Here is a 12,423-nt window from a genome sequence, read left to right as displayed (position 1 = left end):
ATCCCCACCGTTCTGGAGTATCACCATGCAAACCCGTACCGATTTCTACACCGCTTCCCCAGACGCCATGAAAGCCATGCTCGCCCTGGAAACCGCCGTCGGCAAACTGTCTATCGAGCTGCCGCTGCTGGAACTGGTGCGCCTGCGCGTCTCGCAAATCAACGGCTGTGCCTTCTGCCTGGACATGCACACCACCGATGCCCGCAAGGGCGGCGAAACCGAGCGCCGCCTGTACACCGTGTCCGCCTGGCGTGAAACTCCATTCTTCACCCCGCGTGAGCGCGCCGCGCTGGCCTGGGCCGAAAGCCTGACGCTGATCAGCCAGACCCATGCTCCCGATGAAGACTTCAACGCACTCGCCGCCGAGTTCAGCGCGCAAGAACAGGTCGACCTCAGCGTGGCCATTGCCACCATCAACAGCTGGAACCGCCTGGCGGTGGGCTTTCGCAAGATGCCCAAGTAACTAGAAGTTGACCGATGCACTCAAGCGCGCCGTTAACGGCGCGCCCTGGAACAGGTAGTCATCGCCCATGTATTCGCCGGCGTCGCGCCAGTAGCGCTTGTCGAACAGGTTGTCGACGCTCAGGCGAAACACCGTTTCATAGCCGTCAACCCTGGTGGTGTAACGACTGCCGACATTGACCACCGCATAATCCCCCACCTCCACATTGCCGGTGCGGTTGGCGTACTTCTTGGCGCTGTATTGCACGCCGCCCAGTACGGCCAGGCCATTGACCCACGGCAACGCGTAGTCGGCGTACACACTGGCGCGCAGCTTGGGCACGTTGATCGCCTGGTGGCCTTCGTAGTCCGGCGTGCCGCTGTCGTTTACCCGTGCGCGAATCGCCGCCACGCTCGTTGCAATCTGCAGGCGGTCGGTGGCCCAGCCATTGGCTGACAATTCAACCCCGGTGTTCTTTTGCTGGCCTTGTTGCACGTAGGTGAAGTTGCCCGCGCCATCCGGCTTGGCGTACTGGTAGGCCTGGCGTGTCTGGAATACGGCGGCGGCGAAGCTGATGCGGCGCCAGTCGTATTTCACCCCGGCTTCGAGTTGCCGTGAGACGGTTGGGGCCAGGGTTTCACTTTGATTGGTGGCAAACCAGGGCGCTGTGCCACCCAGCGACAGGCCTTTGCTGTAGCTGGTGTAGAGCGAGACGTTTTCAATCGGCTTGTAGATCAGCGCGGCTTGGGGCAGGAATACGTATTGCTGGGTGTGGCGCGCTTCGGTGCCGTTCACATCGAAGGCTTTTTCATCCAGGCGCACTTCGCGGCCACCAAGGATGGTTTGCCATTGCTCGTTGAAGCGAATGCGGTCGGTGACGAACAGGCCGTACTGGCGGCTGTCGAGGTTGCGGTGTCTGTCGTTCAGCGGTTTGTCGGTGGGCGTGAAAGTCGGAGCGTCTTCGTTGATGTTGCTGCTGCCGATCCACTCGTTGACCGCTTCGCGCTTGTCGATCACCCGGCGAAACGCGCTGGTGCCGAAGGTCAGTTCATGGCCCAGGCCTGCGGTGTCGAACAGCCCGGTCATGGCGGCCTGCACTTCATCGTCGCGGCGGGTGTCGTCGGGGCTGCGGTAGTCGTAGATGTCGTAGTCGCCCTTAGGGCTGAAGGTGTTGGCGTTGCAGGTGCCTACGTAATAACAGCCCCACGCAAAAGAGCTGTAATCATCAATCACCACCTTGCTGCGCGCCGCACTCACGCTGCCTTTCCACTGATCGCTGAAGCGGTATTCAAACTTGCCATTAAGGTTCAGTGAATCGATTCCCACCTGGTGCGAACCACTCTGGTGCCCCAGCAGTTTCTTCGGCGACGCATCGTGCGGCACCTCAGTGCCGCCTAACAACTGATAACCCGGCACCGAGCGCTGTTGCTTGTTCTGGTACTCCGCATCCAGTTGCAGCAGCGCGTCGGGGCTGATGTTCCAGTCGAAGGCCAGCGACACAAAATCGCGCTGGCCATTGGCGTGTTCCACATAGGAATTAAGGTCTTCATGGGCGACGTTGGCACGCAGGCCAAACTGTTGCTCGCTGCCAAACCAGCCGCCGACATCGGTGGCGATGTAACCGCTGCCACGGTCATCGGTGGACACCGCCACCGAGCGCACATCTTCCGGGCGCTTGGTCACGTAGTTGATCACGCCGCTGGGCTCGGAAATCCCGCTCTGCAAACCCGCCAGCCCCTTGAGCACTTCCACTTGCTGCTTGTTTTCGAGGGCGACGTTCTGCTCGCCGGTGATGGTGCGCCCGTTGATTTTGTAGCTGCTCGCTGCGTTCAACGAGAAGCCGCGCACTACGAAGTTTTCGTAGTAACCGATGGGGGCATAGCTGTCGCCGACCGAGGCATCGTTGCGCAGCACTTCACTGAGCAGGCGGGCTTGTTGGTCCTTGAGCATGGCGGCGTTGATCACGGTGATCGAGGCGGGGGTGTCGAGCAGCGGGGCTTCGTTGAAACCACCGACCGAGGCGGTATCCGCGCGATACCCGGACTCATCCTGGCCCTGGACGTTCACCGCCGGCAGTTCTATCTCGGCTGCCAGGCTGTTGCCGATGCCACCGCTGAGCAGCAGGCTGAGGGCGAAACGTGAAGTGACGACAGGACGAAAACGCAAAACCATGGGGCAGGGCCTATAAGCGCGGGGCGGAGAGGGCGCATAAGCTAGGGGTATGTGTGAGGTTTTACAAGTTATTGAGAATGGTTCTGTCAAATGTGGGCGCTGGCTTGGGTCAAAAGCAGCACACATCCCTACCTGATGTACCGAGAACCCAATGTGGGAGCGGGCTTGCTCGCGAATGCGGTGGGTCAGTCAGCTCATTTTTAACTGACCCACCGCATTCGCGAGCAAGCCCGCTCCCACAGGGGTATTGCATTTCCTCAGGAGCGTTTGAGGGTTTCGCTGGGCAGCTCTTTGAACAGCGCCCGGTAACTGTTGGAAAACCGCCCCAAATGCCAGAACGACCAGTTCATCGCCACTTCGGCCACGGTGGTGTCGGCTGCGGTCAGCAGCTCGCGCCGCGCGCCATTCAGCCGCCGCAGCCGCAGCCACTGCGCCGGGCTCATGCCGGTGTAGGTCTTGAAGCCCTGCTGCAATTGGCGCAACGGCACGCCGGCAATCTGCGCGAGTTCCAGCAGGTTGACGGTTTCGTCCGGCGCGTCCGCCGCCCATTCGCCGATACGCGCCATCAACCGGCGTTCTTCACCGCGCCGTTGCAACGAATTGCGGTCCAGGCATACGCAGGCGTTGTCGAGGATAAACAGACAGTCATCGAGCAGTTGCTGGGTAAGCGCATCGCGGCTGATCGGGTCGACGGTCGCGGCCAGGCGGGTGAGGGTGCCACTGAGCCAGCGGGTGAACAGCGCATTCTGCTGGCAGGTCAGCGGCGCCATGAACAGGCCTTCGAGTTTCGCCACATCCAGGCCATGGCGCTGCACGAATTGCGGGCCGAACACCACGGCCACTTCGCGGTAGTTTTCCGGGGTGATCCAGGTGTTGCGGCTTTCGCCATTGAGCATGTACAGCGCGTTGTCGCTGCCGTCGAAACAGAATGCCAACGAGCCGGGCGGCGCGTTGAAATGCTGCTCCACGCGGGTGTTCATGCATTCCTCGTAGACCTCGACACCTTGCAGGTCGAGGTAGCGAATCTGCCCGGCAAAATGCCCTGGGGACATCTGCTGGTACTGCTGCACCCAACCGGGTGTCGCACTGCATTGAGCGGCCACATCACCGGTGGTGAAGGCCTGTACGCGCAAAGCTGTTGCCTGTGTCATGGGTGATCCGTGCGCACTCTATTGGTGCGTTGTGGTTCGTGCAAAGTGGATAGATGCCGTTTCAAGGCTGGCCCAAGATAGACCTCAATGTGTCGAGAGTACAAGCCGGCGCATGCACCCAACCCATGACGAGGTCTTTATGAACGCCCCCTTCGATCAGCTGCACGCCTGGCTGAAAGAACACAAGATTACCGAAGTCGAATGCGTGATCAGTGATTTGACTGGCATCGCACGCGGCAAGATTGCACCCACCAACAAGTTCCTGCATGAGCGAGGCATGCGCCTGCCGGAAAGTGTGTTGCTGCAAACGGTAACCGGGGACTTTGTCGATGACGATATCTACTACGACCTGCTCGACCCGGCCGACATCGACATGATCTGCCGCCCGGTGGCCAATGCCACGTATGTGGTGCCGTGGGCCATCGAGCCCACCGCCATTGTGATCCACGACACCTTCGACAAGCAGGGCAACCCGATTGAGCTGTCGCCGCGCAACGTGCTGAAGAAAGTCCTGCAGCTGTACACCGACAAGGGCTGGCAGCCGATTGTGGCGCCGGAAATGGAGTTCTACCTGACTCAACGCTGTGAAGACCCGGACCTGCCGCTGAAAACCCCGGTGGGGCGTTCCGGTCGTGCCGAAACCGGTCGCCAGTCGTTCTCCATCGATGCCGCCAACGAGTTCGACCCACTGTTCGAAGACGTCTATGACTGGTGCGAACTGCAAGGCCTGGACCTCGATACGCTGATCCACGAAGACGGCCCGGCGCAGATGGAAATCAACTTCCGCCACGGCGACGCCCTCGACCTGGCCGACCAGATCACCGTGTTCAAACGCACCCTGCGCGAAGCCGCGCTGAAGCACAATGTGGCCGCGACCTTCATGGCCAAGCCGGTGGCCGATGAGCCGGGCAGCGCCATGCACCTGCACCAGAGCGTGGTGGAGATCGCCACCGGCAAGCCGGTGTTTGTCGACGCCGACGGCAAGATGAGCCCACTGTTTTTGCACCACATCGGCGGCCTGCAAAAGTACATCCCCAAACTGCTGCCGATGTTCGCGCCCAACGTGAACTCGTTCCGCCGTTTCCTGCCGGACACCTCGGCACCGGTCAACGTCGAGTGGGGCGAAGAAAACCGCACGGTCGGCCTGCGCGTGCCAACCTCCAGCCCCGACGCGATGCGCGTGGAGAACCGCCTGCCGGGTGCGGATGCCAACCCCTACCTGGCGATTGCCGCCAGCTTGTTGTGCGGCTACCTGGGCATGATCGAGCAGATCGAACCGAGCGCCGCCGTCGAAGGCCGCGCCTATGAGCGCCGTAACCTGCGCCTGCCGTTCACCCTCGAAGATGCCCTGGCGCGGATGGAGGATTGCGACACGGTCAAGCAGTACCTGGGCGACAAGTTTGTGCGCGGCTACGTCGCGGTCAAACGCGCCGAGCATGAGAATTTCAAGCGGGTGATCAGTTCCTGGGAGCGTGAGTTCCTGCTGTTGAGCGTCTAAAAAATCTAAAGGGGTGTCGATATGCGTCTTGTGAAAAAGCTTCTCCCGCTGGCCCTGGTGGCGGCGTTCAGCAGTGCCGGCCAGGCTGCGCCGACGGTCAGTGTGTATAACTGGACCGACTATATCGGCGAGACCACCTTGGCCGATTTCCAGGCCAAGACCGGGATCAAGGTGATCTATGACGTGTTCGACTCCAACGAAACCCTGGAAGGCAAGCTGCTCGCCGGCCGCACCGGGTATGACGTGGTGGTGCCGTCCAACCACTTCCTCGCCCGCCAGGTGAAGGCCGGCGCATTCCTCAAACTGGATCGCTCGCAGCTGCCCAACTTCAAGAACCTCGACCCCAAGTTGCTCAAGCTGCTGGAGAAAAACGACCCCGGCAACGCGCATTCGGTGCCGTACCTGTGGGGCACCAATGGCATCGGCTATAACGTCGACAAGGTCAAGCAGGTGCTGGGCATCGACCATATCGATTCGTGGGCGGTGTTGTTCGAGCCGGAGAACATCAAGAAGCTGCACGAGTGCGGCGTCGCCTTCCTCGATTCGGCGGATGAGCTGTTCCCGGCGATCCTCAACTATATGGGCAAGGACCCGCGCAGCGAGAACGCCGAAGACTACAAACAGGCCGAGGCCAAGCTGTTGACACTGCGGCCGTACATCACCTACTTCCATTCCTCCAAGTACATTTCGGATTTGGCCAACGGTGATATCTGCGTGGCCTTCGGGTATTCCGGCGACGTGTTCCAGGCCGCCAACCGCGCCAAGGAAGCCAAGAACGGCGTGAATATCGCCTACTCGATTCCCAAGGAAGGCTCCAACCTGTGGTTCGACTTGCTGGCGATTCCCGCCGACGCGAGCAACCCGAAAGAAGCCCATGCGTTTATCAATTACCTGCTCGACCCCGAAGTGATCGCCAAGGTCAGTGCCTCGGTGGGCTATGCCAACGCCAACCCGGCCGCCAAGCCGTTCATGGCCCCGGAGCTGGTGAACAACCCTGAGGTGTACCCGTCCCAGGAAGTGCTCGACAAACTCTATATTTCCACCACGCCAACCCCGGCGACCATGCGCCTGATGACCCGCGCCTGGAGCAAAGTGAAGACCAATAAATGATCCAGTCCCAAGACCACGCCCGGTCTTACTACCGGGCCTCGGCGAATGCCATGCCTGAGCGCCCATCGCTGGGCGCCGACCTCAGCGCCGATGTGTGTGTGATCGGCGGGGGGTTCACCGGCGTCAACACCGCCATCGAGCTGGCCCAGCGCGGGCTCTCGGTGATCCTGCTGGAGGCCCGGCGCATCGGCTGGGGCGCCAGCGGGCGCAACGGCGGGCAGTTGATTCGCGGCATCGGCCATGACGTGTCGGGGTTCGCCAAGTACGTGGGCGAGGAGGGCGTGGGTTACCTGGAACGGGCGGGTATTGAGTCGGTGGCGCTGGTGGGCGAGCGCATTCGTCAGCACCGCATTGACTGCGATTTGCGCTGGGGCTTTTGCGAATTGGCCAACACCCCGGTGCAGTTCGCCGCGTTCAAGGGCGAGCAGGAACACCTGGCGGCGCTTGGATACCGCCATGAAACCCGCCTGGTCGGCCCACAGGATATGCATCAGGTTGTTGACTCGGCGGCCTATGCCGGTGGCTTGGTCGACATGGGCTCCGGGCACCTGCACCCGCTGAATCTGGTGCTGGGCGAGGCGCAGGTGGCAGAAGCCCTCGGGGTGCGGATTTTCGAGCACACCCACGTACTGGAACTGATCCATGGTGACACCGTGCAAGTGCGTTGCGCCGGTGGCACGGTGCGCGCCACTCATCTGGTGCTGGCGTGCAATGCTCATCTTGAGGAACTGGAGCCACGCTTGAGCGGCAAAGTTCTGCCGGCGGGCAGTTACATCATCGCGACCGAGCCGTTATCCGAAGCCGTCGCCGAGCAATTGATCCCGCAAAACCTGGCGCTGTGTGACCAGAAAGTCGGGCTGGATTATTACCGGCTTTCCGCCGACCGGCGTCTGTTGTTCGGCGGCGCCTGCCACTACTCCGGGCGTGATCCGGCGGACATCGCTGCCTATATGCAACCGAAGATGCTCAAGGTATTCCCGCAGCTGGCAGGCACCGCCGTTGAGTTCCAGTGGGGCGGCATGATCGGCATCACTGCCAACCGTTTTCCCCAAGTCGGGCGCTTGCAGCAGTACCCGAATGTGTTCTACGCCCAAGGCTATTCCGGGCATGGGCTTAACGTGACGCATTGGTGCGCAAAGTTGTTGGCCGAGGCCATTCATGCCGGTCACAGCCAGGGTTTGGATATTTTCAGCCAGGTGCCGCACATGACCTTTCCGGGCGGCAAGGCGTTGCGTTCGCCGCTGCTGGCGCTGGGGATGGTGTGGCTGCGGCTGCGCGAAGCATGCGGCGTGTAACCGACAGGCGCTGATGTGGGAAGGATGAAGGGTCTTTTCCACGGCACTTTTGCGACGGGTTGACTACTGACCGTACGGTTAGTTACCAGCCCTGGAATCTTTACGTAAATTCCGCCCCGCACAACTTTGTCCAGGGAGGATGCTTATGTTCGATATCAATCAACACCGTCACGATTACTTCTACAACCTCGCCACCGTCATCGGCGGGCTGATCCCCGATGAGCTCTGCGATACGCTCGCCAAACGGGTCAACAGTATCATTGCGGTGCAAGGCGTCGACTGGGTGAAGCACCAAGGGCTGGGCACCGATGCAGTGTCGGACCTGGGTGGCCTCTACAACCACACCCTCTTCAAGGGCGACGATATCCGGCGTTATGTGCCGGAACTGACCGCGATCTACCACAGCCTGGTGCCGCTGATCAGCCTCATCACCCACACCGACACCGTGGTGTCGCCGTACCCACTCTCCGATATCAACATCAAGGTCTACCCGCCCGGTGGCGGCACCCTTGGGCTGCACTACGACACCAACGGCATTACCGTCCTGCTGTTCCTGACCACCAACCAGGAAGCGCCGCTGTGCATGCAGATCGAGCGTCATCACCCCAGCCAGGAAAAACCCTGGATCCAGTACCGCCGAATCTACGCCACCAAAGGCTCGCTGTTGATCATGCAGGGCCGCAAAACCCTGCACCACAGCGAGCCGACGGTGACCGAGCAAAAGCTCTCGGTGGTGTACAACTACTACGAGCGCCACGACACCTATCGCCACGAAGACGTTGACTCTCTCATGTACTACGGCAAGCAGCCGAAGATGCTCGCATAGGGTGCGCGCCGTGGTTGACGGGGCGCCTCAGATCAGCCCAGGGGTTTGGCGTCAGCGTGAAAGCCGCGGCGCTGCAGTTTTCGCTGGCTCACCCGGCAGTCGCCGCCGTGATTCCCGGTGCCAGTCGTCCGGGGCGCATTGCCGAAGACGTCGCGGCGTTGTCAGAGAAGATTCCGGCAGCCTTCTGGCAGGCGTTGCGCGATGCACAGCTGATTTCGGCGCGCGCACCTCTGCCGCTTTAACTCGAGGATTCACCGATGAAAATTGACGTAAGCGGCAAAGTGGCCATCGTCAGCGGCAGCACCGCTGGCATTGGCCTGGGCATCAGCCAGGCGCTGGCTGAATCCGGCGCCACCGTGGTGGTGATCGGGCGGGAAGCGGGCAAGGTCGATGACGCGTTGGCGAGCATTCGCCAGGCAGTGCCGGGCGCAGACCTGCGCGGCCTGGTGGCGGACCTTGGCACGGCCGAAGGCGCCGAGAAACTGTTCGCCGCCGAACCGCGCGCCGACATCCTGGTCAACAACCTGGGCATCTTCAATGATGTGGATTTCTTCGACGCGCCGGACAGTGAATGGACGCGCTTCTACGAAGTTAACGTGATCTCCGGCGTCCGCCTGGCGCGGCATTATGTGCCGGGCATGGTCGAGCAGGGCTGGGGGCGGGTGATCTTCCTGTCGTCGGAATCCGGTGTGGCGACGCCTGCGGACATGATCAATTACGGCGTGACCAAAAGCGCCAATCTGGCGGTGTCCCATGGCCTGGCCAAACGCCTGGCCGGCACCGGTGTAACAGTGAATGCGGTGCTGCCGGGGCCGACTTTTACCGACGGCCTGGAGCAGATGCTCAAGGACGCCACCGCCAAGTCCGGGCGCAGTGCGCGGGAAGAGGCGGATGTGTTTGTGCGTAATGCGCGACCAACCTCAATCATCCAGCGCGCAGCGAATGTGGATGAAGTGGCGAACCTGGTGGCGTACATTGCTTCACCCCTGTCTTCTGCAACCACAGGTGCCGCATTGCGCGTCGACGGTGGCGTTGTCGACAGCATGGCGATCTGAATTCTTGTTATTTTTTTGGAGTATTTATTGTGGCGACAGCTTCTTCTGTAATTGAGGTTCCGGTTTCGGCCGATCAGGTCTGGCAATTGATTGGCGGCTTCAACGCGCTGCCGGATTGGCTGCCGTTTATCGTCAAGAGCGAGGCCAGTGACGGCGGGCGTGTGCGGCATCTGGAAACGGCGGATGGCGGCGTGGTGGTCGAGCGTCTGCAGAGCTTTGACAATGTGGCGCGCACTTACAGCTACACCATTGAACAGTCGCCGTTTCCGGTGAGTGCTTACCTGGCGACGTTGCAGGTTGAGGCGTTGACGGAGGCGTCGGCGAAAGTCACCTGGTCCGGCGTGTTTACCCCGGCGGCGGGGACCACGGACGCGGCGGTGCAAGAGCTGTTTACCGGGGTGTACAGCGGTGGGCTTGAGGCGCTGCGGGCTAACTTCCCGGCTTGATCTCCCAGGCACCGAAAGTCCAATGTGGGAGCGGGCTTGCTCGCGAAAGCGGTGGATCAGTCGATGAATCTGTTGACTGACACACTGCATTCGCGAGCAAGCCCGCTCCCACATTTTTTGATCGGTGTTTGATGATCGTTCCCACGCTCTGCGTGGGAATGCCTCTTGTGACGCTCTGCGTCACGCGTTGGGACGCGGAGCGTCCTGGGCTGCATTCCCACGCGGAGCGTGGGAACGATCTGTACGATCTGTCGATCTGTCACTGTTTTGTGGGGTTTGGACTATTCGGGCATCAACTGCTGTCGACACTCCAACACCAGGCACGCGCCGCCTTGCTGGCTGCTGCCGACTTCCAGTTTGAACCCGTGCAAGTTGATGATCGCCGCCACAATTGACAAGCCCAACCCGAAGCCGCCTTGCTGGTCGCTTTCATCCACCCGATAAAACCGTTGGAACACCGCGTCGCGTTCTGCCGCCGGAATGCCCGGGCCCGAGTCGTGCACTTCGATGCGCGTGCTGCCCGCGTCATTGACCCCGCGCAAGATCACTTCGCCGCCCGGTGGCGAGAACTTGATCGAGTTGCTCAACAGGTTGGCCAGGGCTTCGAACAGCAGCGCGCGGTCGCCGGTGATCCACGGCAGCGAATCCGGCACTTCGAGGCGCAGCTGCAATTCGCCTTCTTCCGCCAGCGGCAGGTAAAAGTCATGCAGTTCGCGCAACAGTGGCAGCGGGTCCATTACCAGGAAGCCTGAGCGGCGCTGGTGATCTTCCAACTCCGAGATGCGCAACAGCCCACGAAAGCGCGCCATCAGGGTGTCGGTTTCGGCGATCGCGTCGTCGAGTTTTACCGCGTAGGCCGAGTCCTGTTCTGCTTCCTGCTTGATACGGTACAAGTGCGCGCGCAAGCGGGTCAGCGGCGTGCGCAGGTCGTGGGCGATGTTGTCGCACACGCCCTTGACCTCGTTCATCAGCTTCTCGATACGGTCGAGCATCGCGTTGACGATGGCCGCGAGCATGTCCAGTTCGTCACGCCGGTCGGACAGCGGCAGGCGGTGCGTCAGGTCACCGGCGACGATGGCCTCGGCGCTTGCCTGAATCCCGCGAATACGCCGCAGCGGGCGACGGCGCAACAAGTGCCAGCCGGCCGCGCCGGGGATAATCGTCAAAGACAGCGCCCACAGCAGGGCATGCCAGATAATGCGGGTCACGCCAAACAGCGAGCCGTTGGCGCGCACCAGCACCAGCCAGCGGCCGTCTTCGGTGTGGGTGGCCACGGCGTCGCAGCTGTCCTTGGGCAGTTTCGGGTCGTTGGAGTCGACACAATTGGCCAGCGCGTGGATCTTGCCGTCCAGCGGCAGGTCGGGCGGCACGGCGCGGATCGGCCCGCTCAGCGGTCGAAATTGCTCATCGAACAGGCCGTAGGCGTCCACGCCCTTCATGTCGAAGGTCATGCTGGTGGTCAGGGCTTCCACCAGTTCTTCGCCGTCGAAGCGCTGAAACAGGTGCTGGCGCTGCATCAGCGAGTGACGCGAAAGGTCGCCCAGATACCCCGACACTTCGTAATACAGCACCCCCATGAGGATGCAGCTCCAGGCCACGAACAGCGAACTGTACAGCGCCAGCAAGCGGCTGCTGGAGGAGCGCCAGCCCTTAGAGGGGTTCAGCAATGACATAACCGGAACCTCGTACCGTGCGGATCAGCGGCGTGAGGCCCGGTGGATCGATTTTCTTGCGCAGGCGACCGATGTGCACATCGATCAGGTTGGTGCCCGGGTCGAAGTGATAACCCCAGACTTCTTCGAAGATCATCATCCGCGACAGGATCTGCCCGGTGTTGCGCATCAGGAATTCGAGCAATTTGTATTCGGTGGGCAGCAGGCTCAGCGGCTGTTCGGCGCGGCTGGCTTCGCGGCTGATCAGGTTCAGTTCGAGGTCGGCCACGCGCAGGGCGGTTTCGAACTCCTTGACCGTGCTTTTGCGGCGCAGCAGCACTTCGACGCGGGCGGCCATTTCGTCGGAGGCGAAGGGCTTGGTCAGGTAGTCGTCGCCACCGGCACGCAGGCCACGCACGCGTTCGTCGACGTCGGAGAGGGCGCTGATCATCAGGATCGGCGTCGACACCCCAATGGTGCGCAGGGTCGTGACGATGGCCAGGCCATCGAGTTCCGGCAGCATTCGGTCGAGGGTGATCAGATCGTAATCACCACTCACAGCACGGACCAGGCCTTCACGGCCGTTGTCCACCCAGTCCACATCCAGTCCATGGCTACTCAGCTCGGCGACGATCTCGCGGGCTGTTACGGCGTCATCCTCGATGGTCAAAATACGGGTCATAGGATTACCTGGTGAGCGATACACACTAGAAGTGGGGGCATTTTGCCAAGAAATGCCTGAACGCTTCCTAAATTAAACTTCATCTTGGCAAAAC

General features: G+C 61.3%; 11 protein-coding genes and 1 pseudogene. 8 read left to right on the top strand and 4 right to left on the bottom strand.

Annotation, left to right across the window (positions count from 1 at the left end):
* Positions 1-25: 25 nt before the first annotated feature.
* Entirely contained in the window at positions 26-463 is a 438-nt protein-coding gene (locus HX783_RS22065) for a carboxymuconolactone decarboxylase family protein (RefSeq protein ID WP_159957336.1), read from the top strand.
* Here the strand turns inward: HX783_RS22065 and HX783_RS22060 are convergent, their stop codons facing one another.
* Together HX783_RS22060 and HX783_RS22055 are read right to left on the bottom strand one after the other, a co-directional pair.
* The gene (locus HX783_RS22060; RefSeq protein ID WP_177018228.1) at positions 464-2,614 is read right to left on the bottom strand and encodes a TonB-dependent siderophore receptor; all 2,151 of its coding nucleotides are present in this window, start codon (positions 2,612-2,614) and stop codon (positions 464-466) included.
* A 257-nt stretch (positions 2,615-2,871) separates the two neighbouring features.
* Positions 2,872-3,765: a helix-turn-helix domain-containing protein gene (locus HX783_RS22055; protein ID WP_177018227.1), complete on the bottom strand. Its 894-nt coding sequence runs from the start codon at positions 3,763-3,765 to the stop codon at positions 2,872-2,874.
* A gap of 139 nt (positions 3,766-3,904) precedes the next feature.
* Between HX783_RS22055 and HX783_RS22050 the strand changes: the two genes are divergently transcribed.
* From HX783_RS22050 to HX783_RS22020, 7 genes and pseudogenes are all read left to right on the top strand, one after another.
* Entirely contained in the window at positions 3,905-5,263 is a 1,359-nt protein-coding gene (locus tag HX783_RS22050) for a glutamine synthetase family protein (protein ID WP_159957331.1), read from the top strand.
* A gap of 21 nt (positions 5,264-5,284) precedes the next feature.
* On the top strand, positions 5,285-6,373 hold the full coding sequence (locus tag HX783_RS22045) for a polyamine ABC transporter substrate-binding protein (protein ID WP_177018226.1): 1,089 nt from the start codon (positions 5,285-5,287) through the stop codon (positions 6,371-6,373).
* The gene (locus HX783_RS22040) at positions 6,370-7,668 is read left to right on the top strand and encodes an FAD-binding oxidoreductase (RefSeq protein ID WP_177018225.1); all 1,299 of its coding nucleotides are present in this window, start codon (positions 6,370-6,372) and stop codon (positions 7,666-7,668) included. Before HX783_RS22045 ends, HX783_RS22040 begins: the two co-directional genes overlap by 4 nt.
* 145 nt (positions 7,669-7,813) lie before the next feature.
* Entirely contained in the window at positions 7,814-8,494 is a 681-nt protein-coding gene (locus HX783_RS22035; protein ID WP_177018224.1) for a hypothetical protein, read from the top strand.
* Positions 8,495-8,529: 35 nt separating this feature from the next.
* Positions 8,530-8,736, top strand: a pseudogene (locus HX783_RS22030) (aldo/keto reductase); the annotation flags it as partial.
* 15 nt (positions 8,737-8,751) lie between these two features.
* On the top strand, positions 8,752-9,549 hold the full coding sequence (locus HX783_RS22025) for an SDR family NAD(P)-dependent oxidoreductase (RefSeq protein ID WP_177018223.1): 798 nt from the start codon (positions 8,752-8,754) through the stop codon (positions 9,547-9,549).
* Between the two features lie 29 nt (positions 9,550-9,578).
* Positions 9,579-9,995: an SRPBCC family protein gene (locus tag HX783_RS22020; RefSeq protein ID WP_159957323.1), complete on the top strand. Its 417-nt coding sequence runs from the start codon at positions 9,579-9,581 to the stop codon at positions 9,993-9,995.
* A 281-nt stretch (positions 9,996-10,276) separates the two neighbouring features.
* Here HX783_RS22020 and HX783_RS22015 read toward each other — a convergent pair whose 3' ends face one another.
* Both HX783_RS22015 and HX783_RS22010 read right to left on the bottom strand, forming a co-directional pair.
* A complete protein-coding gene (locus tag HX783_RS22015) occupies positions 10,277-11,668 on the bottom strand; it encodes a HAMP domain-containing sensor histidine kinase (RefSeq protein WP_177018222.1) in 1,392 nt (463 codons plus the stop codon).
* The gene (locus tag HX783_RS22010) at positions 11,646-12,329 is read right to left on the bottom strand and encodes a response regulator transcription factor (RefSeq protein ID WP_003219726.1); all 684 of its coding nucleotides are present in this window, start codon (positions 12,327-12,329) and stop codon (positions 11,646-11,648) included. The genes HX783_RS22015 and HX783_RS22010 overlap by 23 nt, the downstream gene beginning before the upstream one ends.
* Between the last annotated feature and the right edge of the window lie 94 nt (positions 12,330-12,423).

It is taken from the genome of Pseudomonas sp. D2002, from assembly GCF_013385735.1.
Lineage (GTDB): Bacteria > Pseudomonadota > Gammaproteobacteria > Pseudomonadales > Pseudomonadaceae > Aquipseudomonas.
Note: the sequence above shows the minus strand (reverse complement) of the source record. Positions and strands in the feature narration are given on the sequence as shown.